Origin of the sequence: Goodfellowiella coeruleoviolacea (genome assembly GCF_024171785.1) — a bacterium.
Taxonomy (GTDB): Bacteria; Actinomycetota; Actinomycetes; order Mycobacteriales; family Pseudonocardiaceae; genus Goodfellowiella; species Goodfellowiella coeruleoviolacea.
Genome location: NZ_JAMTCK010000037.1, coordinates 1 through 17,804, shown reverse-complemented (window position 1 = coordinate 17,804; position 17,804 = coordinate 1). Strand labels below are relative to the sequence as shown.

The 17,804-nt window shown below is 71.8% G+C and carries 11 protein-coding genes; 9 read left to right on the top strand and 2 right to left on the bottom strand.

What is annotated here, in order from left to right; genetic code table 11:
• The coding region (locus LX83_RS37365) for an SDR family NAD(P)-dependent oxidoreductase (protein ID WP_407649774.1) at nt 1-5,026 on the top strand (5,026 nt) is incomplete at its 5' end.
• A gap of 315 nt (nt 5,027-5,341) precedes the next feature.
• Here the strand turns inward: LX83_RS37365 and LX83_RS37360 are convergent.
• Both LX83_RS37360 and sigJ read right to left on the bottom strand, forming a co-directional pair.
• The gene (locus LX83_RS37360) at nt 5,342-6,496 is read right to left on the bottom strand and encodes an NAD(P)/FAD-dependent oxidoreductase (protein WP_253780894.1); all 1,155 of its coding nucleotides are present in this window, start codon (nt 6,494-6,496) and stop codon (nt 5,342-5,344) included.
• 67 nt (nt 6,497-6,563) lie between these two features.
• Nucleotides 6,564-7,436, bottom strand: coding sequence for an RNA polymerase sigma factor SigJ (sigJ, locus tag LX83_RS37355; protein WP_253780892.1), 873 nt, complete (start codon nt 7,434-7,436; stop codon nt 6,564-6,566).
• 153 nt (nt 7,437-7,589) lie between these two features.
• On the opposite strand from sigJ, the gene LX83_RS37350 reads away from it, so the two are divergent.
• The 8 genes from LX83_RS37350 to LX83_RS37315 form a co-directional block, all read left to right on the top strand.
• Complete coding sequence (locus LX83_RS37350) at nt 7,590-8,339, top strand: class I SAM-dependent methyltransferase (RefSeq protein WP_253780890.1); 750 nt, start codon at nt 7,590-7,592, stop codon at nt 8,337-8,339.
• 232 nt (nt 8,340-8,571) lie between these two features.
• A complete protein-coding gene (locus LX83_RS37345; RefSeq protein ID WP_253780888.1) occupies nt 8,572-8,859 on the top strand; it encodes a hypothetical protein in 288 nt (95 codons plus the stop codon).
• Between the two features lie 367 nt (nt 8,860-9,226).
• Nucleotides 9,227-9,373 carry a hypothetical protein gene (locus LX83_RS37340; protein WP_253780886.1) on the top strand — a complete coding sequence of 49 codons (147 nt, stop codon included), beginning with the start codon at nt 9,227-9,229 and terminating at the stop codon, nt 9,371-9,373.
• Nucleotides 9,374-9,503: 130 nt separating this feature from the next.
• A complete protein-coding gene (locus LX83_RS37335) occupies nt 9,504-11,900 on the top strand; it encodes a ricin-type beta-trefoil lectin domain protein (protein WP_253780883.1) in 2,397 nt (798 codons plus the stop codon).
• 49 nt (nt 11,901-11,949) lie between these two features.
• Nucleotides 11,950-12,981 (top strand): extracellular catalytic domain type 1 short-chain-length polyhydroxyalkanoate depolymerase, encoded by a 1,032-nt coding sequence (locus tag LX83_RS37330; protein WP_253780880.1) that lies wholly within the window; start codon nt 11,950-11,952, stop codon nt 12,979-12,981.
• A 106-nt stretch (nt 12,982-13,087) separates the two neighbouring features.
• The gene (locus LX83_RS37325; protein ID WP_253780877.1) at nt 13,088-15,493 is read left to right on the top strand and encodes a non-reducing end alpha-L-arabinofuranosidase family hydrolase; all 2,406 of its coding nucleotides are present in this window, start codon (nt 13,088-13,090) and stop codon (nt 15,491-15,493) included.
• 129 nt (nt 15,494-15,622) lie between these two features.
• Nucleotides 15,623-17,008 carry an RICIN domain-containing protein gene (locus LX83_RS37320; protein WP_253780874.1) on the top strand — a complete coding sequence of 462 codons (1,386 nt, stop codon included), beginning with the start codon at nt 15,623-15,625 and terminating at the stop codon, nt 17,006-17,008.
• 351 nt (nt 17,009-17,359) lie between these two features.
• The coding region (locus LX83_RS37315; protein WP_253780871.1) for an MFS transporter at nt 17,360-17,804 on the top strand (445 nt) is incomplete at its 3' end.

The window sequence follows — 17,804 nt, the reverse complement described above, 5'->3', positions numbered from 1 at the left end:
GCGGGGTTCGGCGGTGAACCAGGACGGTGCGTCGAACGGGTTGACCGCGCCGAGTGGTCGGGCGCAGGAGCGGGTGATCGCGGCGGCGTTGGCGGATGCGGGGTTGGCGCCGTCGGATGTGGATGTGGTGGAGGCGCACGGTACGGGCACGCCGTTGGGTGATCCGATCGAGGCGCAGGCGTTGATCGCGGCGTACGGGGTGAACCGGTCGGAGCGGGGGCCGTTGTGGTTGGGGTCGGTGAAGTCCAACATCGGGCACACCCAGGCGGCGGCCGGGGTGGCGGGTGTGATCAAGATGCTGATGGCCATGCGGCACGGGATCTTGCCGAGGACGTTGCATGTGGACGAGCCGTCCCCGCACGTGGACTGGTCGCGGGGGGTGCGGCTGCTGCGCGAGCAACAGCCCTGGCCCGCCGGAGGCAGCCCCCGCCGCGCCGGCGTCTCCTCCTTCGGCATCAGCGGCACCAACGCCCACGTCATCCTGGAACAGGCCCCGCCACCGCAGCCGCCACCGGACACCGCCGAACCCGGCGGCGCGCAGGCGTGGGTGCTCTCCGCCCGGACCCCGACCGCGCTCGCGGCCACCGCGCACGCCCTGGCCACCGCGGTCGGTCCACAGCGGACACCCACCCACCACGTCACCGCGGCGCTGGCGACCGGCAGGGCGGCCTTGGAACAGCGGGCCGTCGTCATCGCCGAGGACCGCGACGGACTGATCACCGGCCTGACCGCGCTGGCACGCGGGCAGTCCAGCCCGGACGTGGTGCGCACCGCCCCCGCGGCGGGCAGGACGGCACTGCTGTTCAGCGGCCAGGGCAGCCAGCGCCCTGGCGCCGGCCGGGAGCTGTACCAGAGCGCCCCGGTGTTCGCCCGCGCCTGGGACGAGGTGTGCGCGCGGCTCGACCCGCACCTTCCCGTTCCACTCAGCGCGGTCGCCTTCGCCGACCCGGGCTCCGCCGCCGCGGCGCGCCTGGGGCAGACCGTGTTCGCCCAGGCCGCGGTGTTCGCACTGCAGGTGTCGCTGCACCAGCTCCTGCGCTCCGCCGGGATCACCACGAGCTTCCTGCTCGGCCACTCCGTCGGCGAGGTGACCGCCGCCCACCTGTCCGGTGCCCTGTCGCTGGCCGACGCGTGCCGGCTGGTCCGCGCGCGGGGCGAGGCCATGGCGGCGGCGCCGGCGACCGGCGGCATGGCCGTGATCGAGGCCAGCGAGCAGGAGGTCACCGACGCACTGGCGTCCTGTGGCGCGCCGGTCGTGGTGGCCGCGGTGAACTCGCCAACGTCCACAGTGGTCTCCGGGGACCGCGCCGCGGTGCGCGACTGCGTGCGGGCCTGGCGGGAGCGGGGCCGGCGCACCCGGCTGCTCGACGTCGACCGAGCCTTCCACTCACCCCAGCTGGACGCGGTGCTGCCCGAGCTGGCGCGGGATCTCGCCCCGCTCTCCGGTGGGGCACTCGCCACCCCCGTGGTGTCCACCGCGACCGGCGACGTGGTCAGCGCCGAGCTGCTGCGCTCGCCGGAGCACTGGGTGCGACACGCGCGCCAGCCGGTCCGCTACCGGGACGCCGTGCTGGCGCTGCACCGCCGCGGCGTGACCACCTTCCTGGAACTCGGCCCGGACGCCGTGCTCACCGCGCCCACCGAGCAGTGCCTGGCACCGGCCGAGCACGCGGTGCTGCCGGCCCTGCGCACCGGCCGGTCGGAGCGGCGAACCCTGCTGGCCGCGGTCGCCGCCCTGTGGACCAGGGGCACCCAGGTGGACTGGGCGGGGCTGCACCACGCGCTCGGCCACCCCCCTGGCCGCCCCGGCCGGACCGGGCTGCCCACCTACCCGTTCGAGCACCAGCGCTACTGGCGCGCGGCAGCGCCGAACCAGGGCCCGGCGGTGACCGGGGCGCGGGCCATCGAGCACGCCGTGCTCACCGCGGTGGTCAGCACGGCGGACGGGCGCGGTGCCGTGCTGACCGGACTGTGGCGGCCTGAGCGGGACGAGGTTCCCACCGCCACGGACCTGCTGGACCTGGTGCTGTGCGCCGCCGCCCAGGTCGGCGCCGCCGCCGTGGCCGAGCTGACGGTGCACGCCGCACCCCGGCCGGCCGGGCGTGCACCGCTCCAGGTGCAGGTCGTGGTCGAGCGGCGCACCGAGACCCGCCCCGCCGTCAGCGTGCACACCCGGCCGCATCCAGCAGTGGACGACGCGGACTGGACGGTGGTGGCCAACGGCTGGCTCACCAGGGACGCCGCCCCGGCGCACCCGCGCGACGACACCGAGCGGGGCCAGCACACCGACCGGGTTGAGGTCGTACTGCCGGAATCCGCCGACCACGCCACCGCGTTGCCGCTGCTCCTCGACGAGGCGCTGCGTGCCCTCGCGCCCGGACTCGTGCCCGCCGTGTTCCGGGATGTCCGGCAGCACGCCGCGCAGGCTGAGACACTGCGGGTGTCGGCAACCCGCACCGCCGCTGACGCACTGCGGCTGACCGCGGACGACCTGACCGGCAGCCCGGTGCTCACGGTCGGAACCATCGGGTTGCGGCCCGCCGAGCCGGGAAAGCACGTGGTGGCCGCGCCAGACCTGTACGAGCCGCGCTGGGAACCGCTCGGCGGTGGCGAGAGCCACCAGCCCGCCGTGGACACCGCCGTGGACACCGACGTGGTGCTGCTGCCGGTGCGTGGTGACGGCGACGTGGTGCGCAGTGCGCACGCGAGCGCCAGCGAGGTGCTCGGCCGGCTGCACGCGTGGCTGGCCGACGCGCACCGGTCGTCGTCGGTGCTGGTCGTGGTCACCTCCGGGGCCGTGCAGACCGGTGCGGACGATCCGGTGCGGGACCCGGCCGCGGCCACCGCGTGGGGCCTGGTGCGCTCGGCGGCCACCGAGTACCCCGGTCGCTTCCTGCTCGCGGACATCGAGCGGTGGGCCGAGCTGGACGGGCTGGTGCCGCTGCTGGCCGAGCGGGGGCTGCTGACCGGCGCGCACGGCAACCAGTTCGCGGTGCGCGCGGGGCAGGTCCACACGCCGAGGCTGGTCCGCGCCACCGTCCACACCGCTGACCCGGACGCGGACGCGCCGATGACCGCCGGGACCGTCCTCATCACCGGGGGCACCGGGGCGTTGGGCGCCGAGGTGGCCCGCCATCTCGCCCGGCGGCCCGACGTGTCCGGCCTGGTGCTGGTCAGCCGCAGCGGAATGGCCGCGCCCGGTGCCGACCAGCTGTGCCGGGAACTGGCCGAGTCCGGGGTGGCGGTGGACGTCGCGGCCGCGGACGTCAGCGACCGGAACGCGCTCGCGCGCATCGTCGCGCGCATCGGCCCGGACCTGGTCGGCGTCGTGCACACCGCGGGGGTGGTCGACGACGGCGTCCTCACCGGCCTGACCCCGCACCGGCTCGACCGCGTGCTGTCGGCCAAGCTCGACCCGGCGTGGTGGCTGCACGAGCTGACCCGCGAGCACGACCTGCGCATGTTCGTGCTGTTCTCCTCGGCCTCGGGCGTGCTGGGCGCGCCGGGACAGGCCAACTACGCCGCCGCCAACGCCTTTCTCGACGCCCTGGCCTCGGTCCGCGGCGCGAGCGGCCTGGCCGGGGTGTCCGTGGCCTGGGGACCGTGGTCGCTGCCGGGCGGCATGGCCGCCCACCTGGACCAGGCCCAGTGGGCCAGGATCGAGCGAGGTGGCGTTCGGCCGATGTCCACCAGTCGGGCGCTGGAACTGTTCGACCTGGCCTGCGCCGCGGGGCGGGCGCAGCTGGTGCCCGTTGACCTGGACCGCGACGCGCTGCGGCGCCAGCCGCCGGAACACCTGCCCACGGTGCTGCGCGCACTCGTTCCGGCCGCGCCGCCGCTGTCGGCACGGGCGTCCGCGGCCGCGCCCACCAGGCTCGTCAGCGAACTGGCCGGGTTGCCGGTGACCAGCCAGCGGCGCCTGGTGCTGGACCTGGTGCGCCGCGAGGCCGCGGTCGTCCTCGGCCACCGGAGCGCGCGGGACGTGGACCCGGACCGGGCGTTGCCCGAACTCGGGTTCGACTCGTTGAACGGCCTCGAACTGCGGAACCGGCTCGCGGCGGCCACCGGTGTGGGATTGCCGGCCAGCGCGGTCTTCGACCACCCCACCGCCACCGAACTGGCCGAGCACCTGCTGGCCGAGCTGACCGCGGGCAGCCCCGAGGCCGCGCCGAACCCGGTCACCGCGCTGCTGCGGATGGCCAGGGACAGCGACCGCGTCGAGGTGGGGCTCGACCTGCTCGGCGTCGTGGCCCAACTGCGGGTCGGCACCGACCAGCCGGCGGACCTCGCCGGTGGGTGCCGCCTGGTCCCCCTGTCCGGAGCCGAGGACGGCCACCCGGTGCTGTGCTTCCCGCCGGTGACCACACCGTCCGGCGCGCTCGCCTACGCCCGGTTCGCCCGCGGCCTGGACGACGAGTGGCGGACCGCCACGTTCACCCTGCCCGGCCACCGCACCGGCGAGCCGCTGCCCGCGAGCCTGACCGCGCTGGCCGAGGCCCTGGTGCTGGTCGTGCGCGACCAGCCGGAGCCACCCGTCCTGTTGGGACACTCCAGCGGTGGCTGGCTGGCACACGAGGTGGCCACCGCACTGGCCCGGCGCGGCACACCCGCGGCCGCCGTTGTCCTCGTGGACAGCCTCTGGCCCAACGGCGCGGCGATGACCAGGATGCGCTCGCGGATCTTCGCGGAGCTGTTGCGCCGGCCGGACCTGGTCGACGCACTCGACGACGTCCGCCTCACCGCCACCGGGGCCTACGGTCGACTCTTCGCCGACTGGACCCCGACCGATCCGGCGTGCCCGGTGCTCCTGGTGCGCGCGTCACGTCCGCTGGGGCCCGACGACGGCACACCCTGGCGCGCCACGTGGTACGGGCCGCACGCGGCCGTGGACACCCCGGGGGACCACCTGGAGGTGATGGAGTCCCGGTCTGGCGACACCGCCCGCGCCGTGGGCAGGTGGTTGAGCGCGACCCTCGGCCCGCGAGGACCGCGGCGAGGGCGGTTCGCCCAGCAGGGGGCCAGGTAGTGCCCGCGGCGCCGGGGTAGCGCCACGGTCAGCGCGGGGTTCCGGGCGTGGTAGCGCACCAGGCCCCGCGCCACGCCCACCCCGGCCGGACGGTGCGGCCACCGCCGCTGTGGCCGCTGCCGCCCGGTTGTCCCCACCACTTCGGGGACCTCCCGAACCAGCTCGGGAACACCTGGCTCGATGTGCCGGCTACGACGTGCGCACGGTCACCGTGGCGTCGACGATGCGGTGGTTGGACCGGCTGAACAGGGCGACGCGGGTCCTGGTCGCCGGCGGCGTCCTCGCCGCACAGGTCGGCGTCCGGGGGCGCACGGGTCACGCGACCGGGACGCTCTCCTCCTCAGCACGGGGGAAGAAGGGGAGATCGAGGTAGACGAGGTCGGCGGCGGCGAGGATCTCGTGCGCGTCGTCGACCGGCGGGTGGATGGCCTGGTTGATCCGCGTCTTGACCTCCTTGGCCGCGGCGCCCGCGGCCACCACCCGGCGGTCCCAGCCCCTGGTGAAGATCGCGCCGGCACCACCCAGGTCCAGGCAGGTGACGTACGGGCCGGAGGTGAAGTCGCGCAGTGGCACGCCGAGCAGGTCGGCCGCCGCGTTGTACCCGGCGACCTTGCCGAGCGGGGTGGCGTGCTGGCAGGCCTGCATGACCGTGTGCTCGGCGTCGAACGGCGCCGCGGCCGTGTCCCCGGCGACGAACACCTCGGGCAGGGCGCGCAGCTGCTGGTCGACCGGCACCCGGCCGAGGTGGTCCAGCTCGTCGGAGATCTGCCGGGTGAGTTCGCTGGCCCTCATGCCCACCGACCAGACCACCACGTCCGCCTCGACCTCGGTGCCGTCGGCGAGGACGGCGTATCCGTCGCCGACCTCAACCACCGTCGTCCCGAGGCGGCGTTCGACGCCGAGTTCGTCCAGCGCTGCCTCGATCTCCTCGCGCGGGCCCGGCCCGAGCTGGTGCCCGACCACCGCTGACCGGTCCACCAGCAGCACCCGGCCGTGCGCGGCCAGCGCGGTCGCGGCTTCCAGGCCGACGAACCCGGCGCCGACGACCACGGCGGTGTGGTCCGTGCGGTCGCGCAGGTGGTCGGCGAGCCGCCGGGCCCCGTCCAGGGTGTCGATGTCGAAGAGCCGGTCGGCGCCGGGCAGGCCCTCGGGCTGGACGAGCCTGCTGCCCGCCGCCAGCACCAAGCGGTCGTAGCCGACCTCCTGACCGTCGGCCACGACCACCCGGCGGCCGGTGTCGATCGTGCTCACCGAGGCCCGCAGGTGTTCGACACCGATCGGGTCGAGGACCCGGCTGAGCGCCACCTTGGCCAGGTCCGGCTCTGGCTCGTACAGGCGGGGCCGCAGCACCAGGTGCTCGTTCGGCGCGATGAGCGTGATGCGCAGGTCCGCGTCCCCGCGTGCCAGCGCCGCTCCCGCCGCGCTCCACACACCCGCGAAGCCGCCCCCGATGATCACAACGTGTGCCATCTGGCTCGTCCTTCCTCAACCGCACCCCGGGGGATCCGGGGTGCGGCAGGGAGACAGGACAGCGGGTTCAGATGTGACCGAGGCGGGCGAACTTCTCGGGATTGGCCAGCCGCCGGAAAGTCGTGATCCGCCCGTCGGTGATGTCCACGGTGTCGAGCCACACCAGTTCGCCACCGCGACAGGTCGCCAGCGCCGGGTATCCGTTCACCTCGATGACCCTGACCGCGTCGGGGCGCCTGATCTGGATCTGCCTGACCGCCAGCAGGGCGATCGTCCCAGCGCCGTGGATCGGCCTGCGCGCGGCCGTGGCCTTGCCGCCGCCGTCGGCGACGTAGACGGCCTCGGGGTGCAGCAGCTCGACGAGCCCGGCGATGCCCCCCGCGTCGGCGGCCGCCCTGAACGCCCTGAGCACGCGTTCGGTCTCGGCCCGCGACGCCCGGGGGCGCTCCTGGACCGCGGCGATCCGCGACCGCGCGCGGGAGGCGAGCTTGCGGCTGGCGGCGGAGGTGTTCCCGAGCACCTCGGCGATCCGGTCGAACGGGAAGTCGAAGACGTCGTGCAGGACCAGCGCGACGCGTTCGCCCGGGGAGAGGGTCTCCATGACCACCAGCATCGCGGTGCCCACCGACTCGTCCACCAGCACCGGAGCGGCGGCGTCCGGCCCGGTCAGCAGCGGCTCGGGCAGCCAGGGCCCGACGTAGGACTCACGCCGCGCGCGGGCCGACTTCAGCACGTTGTAGGCCGTCCGGGCCGCCACGGTCACCAGCCAGGCCCGCAGCTGCCGCACCTCGGACAGGTCGGTGGCGGCGGCGCGCAACCAGACCTCCTGGGTGACGTCCTCGGCCTCGGCCACACTGCCCAGGATCCGGTAGGCCGCCCCGAAGACCGCGGGGCGGTGCGATTCCCAGTCGGCCTCCGCCAACGGGCCGGTCAGCTCCACGCCCCGGCCTCCTCCCTCGGGTTGGTGCGCGATCTCGATCCTAGGCAGACCGGCCTCGGGCACCGGACACCCGCCGAATCCCGGCACATCCGCGAGCCGCCGCACTAGGGTGGGACCGGTGCCGACGAGCAGGGCGCGACCAGGAGGTCAGTGATGCCCACGGACTGGAACGCGGCGAACGCGGCTGACGAGTACCTGGCCGCGGCCGACGCCCTGGACTGGCTGGACCTCGGGTACCGGTTGGTGTTCGACGCCCTGGACCTCGACCATCCCCAGCCCGGGCCGGTGCTGGACTACGGGTGCGGTCCCGGCCAGGTCGCCCGGTACGTCGCCGACACCTACGGGCACCAGGTCATCGCGGTCGACGTGGCACCGGCCATGCTCGACCAGGCCGCGGCCCACCCGCACCCGCTGGTCCGCCTGCACCGGGTCACCGACCAGGCCCTGCCCTTCCTCGCCGACGGCACCGTCGCGGCGGCGCTGAGCTGCTTCGTGTTCGTGGAGCAGGCGCACCGGTCGACCCAGGTGGCGATCAGCCGCGAGGTGCGCCGCGTGCTGCGGCCCGGCGGCCGGTTCGCCGTGCTGACCACCCACCCGGACAGCGCGGGAATCCCCTTCAGCTACTTCCAGTTCGGCGAGCCCGGCCGCAGCTACCAGCCGGGCGACGCGATGACCACCCGGATCACCACCGCCCAGGGCAGCCTGGTGCTCCAGGACTACTTCTGGCCGGTGGAGGTCTACCGGTCGGCGCTGACCGAGGCCGGCTTCGTGGACGTGTCCTGCCAGGCGCCGGTGCCGCCGCACCCCGCACTGGGCCGGGAAACCACGCCGCACCCACCCGTCCTCCTGGTCACCGGCACCGCGCCCGGACCAGCGGCCCCGGGCGATCCGAACACGCACTGACAACGCGCCCGCCGGAGCAGGCGCTCGCACGGCGACGGCGGACAGTGCCAGCGGTGTGGCGGTTCACCGGCCACCGCGCTGCGGGTGCCCTGAGTGCCCGCAGACCTCATACGTCTCGGGGTGATCCGGGTACTTCCGGCGCAGCAGCGCGGGAAAGCTGGACTCCACCGGGCTTGTCCTCTACACATACATATGGTGTCTGTGGTTCTGGCGAGTCAAGGCGGGCGAACTCGTGGCAGAGCTGGTCACTGTGGTGGCGGTGGGCACGTGCTTCGCGCCCTCGCGTAGCTGGCCCGGGTCGGACGCGCTGAACCCGGAACCGGACCGCTCGGGGCAGGGCGGCCATCCCGGTGCCGCGGCGCTCCGCTCACTTGATCCGCTGGTGGGCGGCCGGCCGGTCGCCGACGTGTTCGCCGAACTCGCGATGGTGGCCACCGGCACCACCGGGGACGGCCGGTCGCACTGGCTCGGCCCGTCTTCCCCCGCAGCAGCGGTGGCCGCGACCAGGAACAGGAGGTGACGACCGGCCGGAGGCGTCCGGCCACAACAGAACAACAGCCGGTTGGCGCACTGATGCCCGGGAACGCGGTTGTCGAATCCGCTCTCGCGGTGGTGAGCCATTTTCTCCTGATTCGGCGTGCCGGCTGCGAAAGCCCTGTCGAAATGACCTTCCGGTGCTGGGGCGCGCCGTTGTTCTTCGTGGCATCTCTGCTGTTCAGCGCCGTTCTTCGGGATTCACCGCAGGCCACACGGCTATCCGTCGAAACTTTCGATTTGATATCGGAAAATTGGCGGTTGTTGGCCCGCTTCGTGTGTGTTAGCGTTCACATCCAGATCACGGACTGACGTTCGGACCAGCCTGATCGAGCACCTGTTTCCCTGCCTGAATGACTGCCATCAACGAAGATGGGGTTCTCATGTGCGCTGTCGTGGGTGTGCTGTGGCGTAGCAGCGGTCAATCTCCTGTTCGCCGGTGGTTCGCCGCTTCCGACGGTCGGATCGGTGTGTTCGCGCTGTTCGGCGTGGTGGTCTGAGTTCTCGTCGCGCGTCTTCGGAGCCGAAGACGCTCTTCTCGCCACATCCACCGGCAACCATCGCGTGGTTTCACCCGGTGGGCCCATGCAGCCGGCCACCCCATTGCCCTTGTCGAAGGGGAGAACAGCCATGCCCGGAACCCTGCTCCGGACCGTGCGGACCGCGGCGGTCGCGGTCGCCGCCGCCGTCCTGGCCGCCGGCGGTGTCGTCGCCGCCGCCCCGGCCCAGGCCGCCACATCCATCACGGTCAACGGCGCGTCGAGCGGCCGCACGTTCGACGGTGTCGGCGCGGTCAGCGGCGGCGGGGGCAACAGTCGCCTGCTGATCGACTACCCGGAACCGCAGCGGAGCCAGATCCTCGACTACCTGTTCAAGCCCGGCTACGGCGCCGCCCTGCAGATCCTCAAGGTGGAGATCGGCGGTGACACCAACTCCACCAGTGGGGCGGAGGCCAGCCACGCCCACTTCCGCGGCGACCTCAACTGCGACCGCGGCTACCAGTGGTGGATCATGGAGCAGGCCAAGGCGCGCAACCCCGACATCAAGCTGGTGGGTCTGCCCTGGGGAGCGCCGGGCTGGATCGGCAACGGCACCTTCTTCTCCACCGACCTCGTGGACTACTTCCTGTCCTGGCTGGGCTGTGCCAGGCAACACGGACTGACGATCGACTACCTCACACCGGTGCAGAACGAGCGGCAGTGGAGTCCGGACTGGACGGTCACCATCCGCAACGCGCTCAACGCCAACGGATACGGCAGCGTCAAGATCATCTCCGGCGACTCGTGGCCGGGAGACTGGGGACCAGCCGGACCCATCGCGACCAACACGGCCTACCGCAACGCGACCGACGTGCTCAGCGCCCACTACACCTGCGGCTACCTCAGCGCGCAGACCTCCTGCGCTGTTCCGGCCAACGTCGCCAACTCCGGCAAGACGCTGTGGTCGAGCGAGAACGGTTCCCAGGACTACAACGACGGCGCCAAGCCACTGGCCCGCGGCATCAACCGGGTCTACCTCGACGGCAAGATGACCGCCTACCTCAACTGGGACCTCATCGCCGCGGTCACCCCGAACATCCCCTGGCCGACGGTGGGGCTGGTGCTGGCCAACCAGCCGTGGTCGGGCTGGTACTCCGTCGGCAAGGACCTGTGGGCGATCGCGCACACCGCGCAGTTCACCGCCCCCGGCTGGAAGTACCTCGACTCGTCGAGCGGTTACCTCGGCGGGAACCGCGCCAACGGCAGCTACGTGTCGCTGAAGTCGCCGAACAACAGCGACTACAGCACGATCATCGAGACCATGGACGCGGCGGGCGCCCAGACGCTGAACTTCAGCGTCACCGGCGGGTTGTCCACCGGTCAGGTGCACGTGTGGGCGACCAATCTCAACTCCACCAACCCGGCGGACTTCTTCGTGCACACCGCCGACATCACCCCGTCCGCCGGCTCGTTCTCCCTGACCGTCCAACCCGGACACCTGTACAGCATCACCACGACCACCGGCCAGGGCAGGGGCAGTGCCGCCAGCCCGTCACCGGGGTCGCTGAACCTGCCCTACGCCGACAACTTCGACGGCTACACCGCCGGCGTGGAACCCAGGTACCTGATGGCGATGCAGGGAGCGTTCGAGACAAGCCCCTGCGCCGGTGGGCGCGCGGGCATGTGCGTGCGGCAGGCGGCCCCACAGCAGCCGATCCTGTGGAAGGAGAACGCCACGCCGTACGCGCAACTGGGCAACGTCAACTGGAACAACTACACGGTGTCGGCTGACGTGCTGCTGGAGAAGTCCGGGTATGCCGAGCTGATCGGCCGCGCCGGCACGGAGGACCTCAAGCCGTGCGGGTTGAACGCCTACTACCTGCGGGTCAGTGACACGGGCGCCTGGTCGATCGTGCGCAACAACACCAGTTGCGCCATGACCACGGTGGCCAGCGGCACCACTGCCGCGCTGGGCACCAACCGCTGGCACAGCCTCGCCCTGGCGTTCTCCGGCAGCACCATCACCGCCAGCATCGACGGCACCGTGGTCCGGACCGTGAACGACAGCACCTTCTCGGCCGGCCAGGTCGGTTTCGGCACCAGCCAGGGGGAGACCGCGCAGTTCGACAACCTCGCCGTGGTCAGCGGCCAGGGTGGGGCGCCGACCTCGGCGCTGCGCAACACCAACTCCGGCCGCTGCCTGGACGTCCCGGGCGTGTCGCAGACCAACGGCACCCAGGTGACGTTGTGGGACTGCAACGCCGGGACCAACCAGCAGTGGACGCTCACCTCCAGCAAGCAGCTCCAGGTGTACGGCACGAAGTGCCTGGACGCCGAGGCCGCCGGCACCGCACCCGGCACGCGGGTGATCATCTGGGACTGCAACGGCGGCACGAACCAGCAGTGGAACCTCACCGCTGCCGGAACGATCAGCGGAGTCCACTCGGGACTGTGCCTCGGGCCCAACGGGGCCGGCACCGCGAACAGCACCCCGGTGATCCTGCAGACCTGCGACGGCGGCACCAGCCAGCAGTGGATGCGGAGCTAGCGGGCCCCGACCAACACCTCCGACCCCATCGAGTGCAGGGAACTGGGTGATGAGACGAACACTGCGCGCCGCACTGGCGAGTGTGTTGCTGCTGCCGCTCGTCGTGCTCCTGACGGCCAGCCCGGCCGCGGCCGCCACGCTGACCCGGATCACCGGCTTCGGCGCGAACCCGACCAACCTCAACATGTACGTCTACGTGCCGGACAGGGTCGCGCCCCGGCCGGCGCTGCTCGTCCTCGTGCACTACTGCGGCGGCTCCGCGAGCGGGATCTTCAACGGCAACGGGCACGACTTCGTGACGGCCGCCGACCGGTACGGGTACGTCATCGCGCTGCCCGAGGCCACCCGCGACGGGCACTGCTTCGACGTGTCCACCCAGGCCGCGCTGACGCGCTACGGCGGCGGCGACTCCACGGGCATCATGTCGATGGTCGCCTGGACGCGGCAGCGCTACAACGTGGACCCGGCCCGCATCGTGGTCAGCGGATTCTCGTCGGGCGCCATGATGGCGAACGTCCTGGCCGCCGAGTACCCGGACGTGTTCTCCGCCGGTTCCGCCTTCTCCGGTGTGCCGGCCGGTTGTTTCGCCACCACCAACGGCTCGCTGTGGAACAGCCAGTGCTCCGGCGGCAACGTCGTCAAGTCCGCGCAGCAGTGGGGCGATCTGGTTCGCGGCATGTACCCCGGCCACACCGGCGGCTACCCCCGGATGCAGTTGTGGCACGGGGACCAGGACACGACCCTGGCCTACCGCAACTTCGGCGAGGAGATCAAGCAGTGGACGAACCTCCACGGCCTGACGCAGACCCCGGCGTTCACCGACCACCCGAAGTCGAACTGGACGCGCACCCGCTACGGCGACGTCGGAACCCGCGCCACCGTCGAGGGCATCAGCATCGCGGGCACCGGCCACACCCTCCCGCAGGCCGGCATGATCGCGTACGCCGTGTCCTTCCTGGGCCTCGACGCGGGCGGTAGCCGCGGCGGTGGCGCCCTGCCGGCCGAGGAGGCCGGAAAGCACCGGGACGGACCCGGCCAGCCGACCGCGGCCCGCGCCCAACCGCCGATCCGGGACCGCTGAGGCGGGTGCCGCCAGCGGCCGCCGTGCGGCTGGACCCGCGGCGGGCAGCGCGACCAGCAAGGAGCGCTCGGACGAACCCCCTTTCAACGGCGAAACGAGGGTTGTGATGATCAGTGATCCACCTCAGCGGCGGCGCGTCCGGTCAGCCGTCGCTCTCCTGGCGAGCGCCGGACTCGCGGCGACCGCCCTGGCACTGTCCACCGGTACCGCCGACGCGGCGAGCACGCTCGGGGCCGCGGCCGCGCAGAGCGGCCGGTACTTCGGCGCCGCGATCTCGCGGGGCCATCTCGGCGAGGCGCAGTACGTGAACACGTGGACGGCGGAGTTCAACGGGGTCACGCCCGAGAACGAGATGAAGTGGGACACGGTCGAGCCGAACCGCAACCAGTTCAACTTCGGGCCGGCTGACGCGATCGTGAGCCAGGCCCGCAGCCGGGGCATGGCGGTTCGCGGGCACACGCTGGTGTGGCACGCGCAGCTGGGCGGTTGGGTGAGCGGGTTGGACGCCAGCAACCTGCGTTCGGCGATGCAGAACCACATCAGCCAGGTGGCGGGCCACTGGAAGGGCCAGATCTACGCCTGGGACGTGGTCAACGAGGCGTTCGAGGAGAACGGCACCCGCCGGCAGTCGGTGTTCCAGCAGAAGCTCGGCGACGGCTACATCGAGGAGGCGTTCCGCGCCGCCCGCACGGCCGACCCGAACGCCAAGCTCTGCTACAACGACTACAACACCGACGGCATCAACTCGAAGAGCACCGGCATCTACAACATGGTGCGGGACTTCAAGAGCCGTGGCGTGCCGATCGACTGCGTGGGCTTCCAGAGCCACCTCAGCTCGAACTCCAACCTCAGCAGCTACCAGGCGAACCTGCAGCGCTTCGCCGACCTCGGCGTGGACGTGCAGATCACCGAACTGGACGTGGGCGGCTCCGGTTCCGGCCAGGCCAACGTGTACCGCACGGTCACCCAGGCGTGCATGGCCGTCTCCCGCTGCACCGGCATCACCGTCTGGGGCGTCACGGACAAGTACTCGTGGCGCGCGAGCGACACGCCACTGCTGTTCGACGGCAACTACGGCAAGAAGCAGGCGTACAGCGCGGTGCTCGACGCGCTCAACAGCGGCGGCGGGGATGGTGGCGGCGGCAGCGGTGCGGTGCGGGCGGTGGCCGCGAACAGGTGCCTGGACGTGCCGAACTCGTCCACCACCACCGGCACCCAGCTGCAGATCTGGGACTGCCACAGCGGTGCGAACCAGCAGTGGACCCGCACCACCACCGGGGAGCTGAGCGTCTACTCCGGTGACTCGCGGCGGTGTCTTGGCACCTCCGGCGGCGGGACCAGCGCCGGCACGGCGGCGGTCATCGCGAGCTGCGACGGTGGCGGCAACCAGAGGTGGAACGTCAACGGCAACGGCACGATCACGAACGTCCAGTCAGGACTGTGTCTGGACGTGAACGGCGCCGCCACCGCCAACGGCACCAGCGTGATCATCTGGACCTGCAACGGTGGGTCCAACCAGCAGTGGACCGCGCCGACAGCGTCGGACGGCGGTGGCGGCAGTCTGCCGTCCCGCTACTCGTGGAGTTCGAGCGGGCCGCTGATCGCGCCCAAGTCGGACGCGACGCACAACATCGCGGGCATCAAGGACCCGTCGGTGGTGTACCACAACGGGAAGTGGCACGTCTTCGCCAGCGTGGCGAACGCGGCCGGGTACAACATGGTGTACCTGAGCTTCACCGACTGGTCGCAGGCCGGCTCGGCCACCCACTACTACCTCGACCAGTCCGGGATCGGCGCCGGCTACCGCGCGGCGCCCGAGGTGTTCTACTTCGCGCCGCAGGGTCTGTGGTACCTGGTCTACCAGGACGGGAACGCCGCCTACTCCACCAACCCGGACATCTCCAACCCGGCCGGGTGGAGCGCACCGAAGCACTTCTACTCGTCGATGCCGCAGATCATCCGGGACAACATCGGCAACGGGTACTGGGTCGACATGTGGGTCATCTGCGACTCGGCCAACTGCCACCTGTTCTCCTCCGACGACAACGGGCACCTGTACCGCTCGCAGACCACGGTCGGGAACTTCCCGAACGGCATGAACGATCCGGTCATCGCCGCCCAGGACTCGAACCGGTACGCGCTGTTCGAAGCGAGCAACGTGTACAAAGTAGACGGTTCGAACCAGTACCTGCTGATCGTGGAGGCGATCGGCGCGCAGGGCAGGTACTTCCGCTCCTGGACGTCGACCAGCATCGCGGGACCCTGGACCGCCCTCGCCGACGCGGAGAGCGCCCCGTTCGCCGGCGCGGCCAACGTCACGTTCCCGAGTGGACAGTGGACCAGGGACATCAGCCACGGCGAGATGGTCCGGGCCGGCTACGACCAGACACTGACCATCAACCCGTGCGCCATCCGCTACCTCTACCAGGGGCGCGACCCCAACTCCGGCGGTGACTACAACAGCCTGCCGTGGCGGCTGGGCCTGCTCACGCAGACCAACTCCACGTGCTGACCCCGCGCGGGTTCCCACACCTGCCGGCAGGCCGACACCGGTACCGCCACCGGCACCGTCAACTCCGACGCGTCCAGCCGACGCGTCCAGGGAAACAACAGCCTTGAGAACAGCACAGGGAGCTGCGTGATGCTCAGACACAGAACCTGGCTGAGAGCCGCCGCGGTCGCGGCGCTTCTCGTCCTGAGCGCGGGTGGCACCGCGCAGGGCAGCGCCAGCAGCGCTGCCACACCACCGAGCGACGTTGGCACGACGGCGGCGAGCGCCGGGTGCGGCAAGGCCCCGACGCTGACCAGCGGCAACCACACGATTCAGAGCAGCGGCCAGAACCGCGGTTACATCCTGCGCGTCCCGGCCAACTACGACATGAACCACCCCTACCGGCTGGTCTTCGGCTTCCACTGGCTGGGTGGCACGGCCAACGACGTCGACTCGGGCGGAACCGACGGGTACAACTGGTCCTACTACGGGCTCAGGCGGCTGGCGGACAGCGCGAACAACGGCACGATCTTCGTGGCGCCCCAGGGCATCAACAACGGTTGGGCCAACTCCGGTAACCAGGATCTGACCTTCGTCGACGACATGCTCAGGCAGATCCAGGCGGGACTGTGCGTCGACACCACGCAGATCTTCGCCGGGGGCTTCAGCTACGGCGGTGGCATGAGCTACGCGCTCGCCTGTGCCAGGGCGAACGTGTTCCGCGCGGTGGCGGTCTACTCCGGCGCGACCCTGAGCGGGTGCACCGGCGGCACCCAGCCCATCGCCTACATCGGGATCCACGGCATCACCGACAACGTGCTGCCGATCTCCGCCGGGCGGGGGTTGCGTGACACGTTCGTCAGGAACAACGGCTGCACCGCGCAGAACCCGCGCGAGCCGGCGCAGGGCAGCCTGACGCACGTCGTGACCGCCTACTCGGGCTGCCGGGCCGGGTATCCGGTCGTCTGGGCCGCCTTCGACGGAGGCCACACCCCCGGCCCCGTTGACGGGTGCAACTGCCAGGGCTGGCGGACCTGGACATCGGGCGAGGTGTGGAAGTTCTTCACGCAGTTCGATTCCTCGAACCCACCCCAGACCCCGGGGCCGGTGGAGGTCGGCGTGAACTACCGGCTGGTGGTTCAACACAGCGGCAAGGCGGTCGACATCTCCGGCGCGTCCACCGCCGCCGGTGCGCTGCTGCAGCAGTGGTCGGCCACTGGCGGGCTGAACCAGCAGTTCGACTTCCTCGACTCCGGTGGCGGCTACTACCGGATCCGGGCGCGGCACAGCGGACTGGTGCTCCAGGTCGCGAGTTCGAGCAGTGGCGCGGACATCACCCAACAGCCCGACACCAACGCCACCAGTCAGCAGTGGCAGGTGTTGGACCAGGGCAGCGGGGTGGTGAGCCTGGTGAACCGGCAGAGCGGCCTGGCGATGGACGTGTGGAACCTGTCAACCGCGGACGGTGGCCGCATCTCCCAGTGGAGCTACAGCGGCGCCGCGAACCAGCGGTTCCAACTGCAACGCACCCAGTAGTGCATTGGGTGGAGTGAACTCGCCGCACTCGCCGCACTCGTGATCGTGTGCCCGAGCGGTGGAGCGGGCTCGCCGTGGGCCGTCGTCGGTGGGGCCACACGGCGGGCCCGTTGCCGCGCCCCGGACAGGTGGGGCGCACCGAGCAGCGGCGGCTGCCGCCAGGCCCACCTCACCATCCTGCTCCTACTGCTGCACGCCACCGTGAGCACAAGGCGGACCTGGGTTCAGAACCCGTGGGGCTCGGGGTCATCCCTCGGTCGATGTCCGGCTCGCCGGACAGATCACCGAGAGCGAGGTCTGGGCGGGCCTGGCGTGCGCGGGCAGCACGGTCGGGCCGCTCAGTGGGACAGTGTGGCCATCCTGGTCGCCGGGCTCGTGCTGACCGGCGTTGGTACCGCGGCCCAGTTCCAGGCCCGCTTCGCCGCGACGGACCTGGCGAGCCGCACGCGCCGGGGGCGTGCCCTGGCGATCGTGGTGTGGGTGGGGTCGATCGGCTCGATGCTGGGCCCGAACCTCGGGACACCAGGGGCCGGCCTGGCCGGTTCTCTGGGGCTGGCACCGCTGGGCGGTGCCTTCGTCGTGGCGGCCGTCGCCCTCGCCGTCGCTTCGGTGCTGACAGCACTGCTCCTGCGTCCCGATCCGCTCCTGACAGCCCGCCGTCGCAGTGACCCCGCCGTGCTGAGCGGGTCCAATCCCGGTTCGGGCCGGTCGGGCTCGGTGCAACCGGCTGGTGGGTTCCGCGCGGTGCTCCGGGACGGATTTCGGGTTCTCGCCGAGCACCGCGCGGCTCGAACCG

Coding starts and splice junctions, on each gene's coding strand:
- LX83_RS37360 (WP_253780894.1), bottom strand. CDS start 6,496: ATGGCACACGTTGTGATCATCGGGGGCGGCTTCGCGGGTGTGTGGAGC.
- LX83_RS37340 (WP_253780886.1), top strand. CDS start 9,227: ATGACTGCCATCAACGAAGATGGGGTTCTCATGTGCGCTGTCGTGGGT.
- LX83_RS37330 (WP_253780880.1), top strand. CDS start 11,950: ATGAGACGAACACTGCGCGCCGCACTGGCGAGTGTGTTGCTGCTGCCG.
- LX83_RS37335 (WP_253780883.1), top strand. CDS start 9,504: ATGCCCGGAACCCTGCTCCGGACCGTGCGGACCGCGGCGGTCGCGGTC.
- LX83_RS37325 (WP_253780877.1), top strand. CDS start 13,088: ATGATCAGTGATCCACCTCAGCGGCGGCGCGTCCGGTCAGCCGTCGCT.
- LX83_RS37350 (WP_253780890.1), top strand. CDS start 7,590: ATGCCCACGGACTGGAACGCGGCGAACGCGGCTGACGAGTACCTGGCC.
- LX83_RS37320 (WP_253780874.1), top strand. CDS start 15,623: ATGCTCAGACACAGAACCTGGCTGAGAGCCGCCGCGGTCGCGGCGCTT.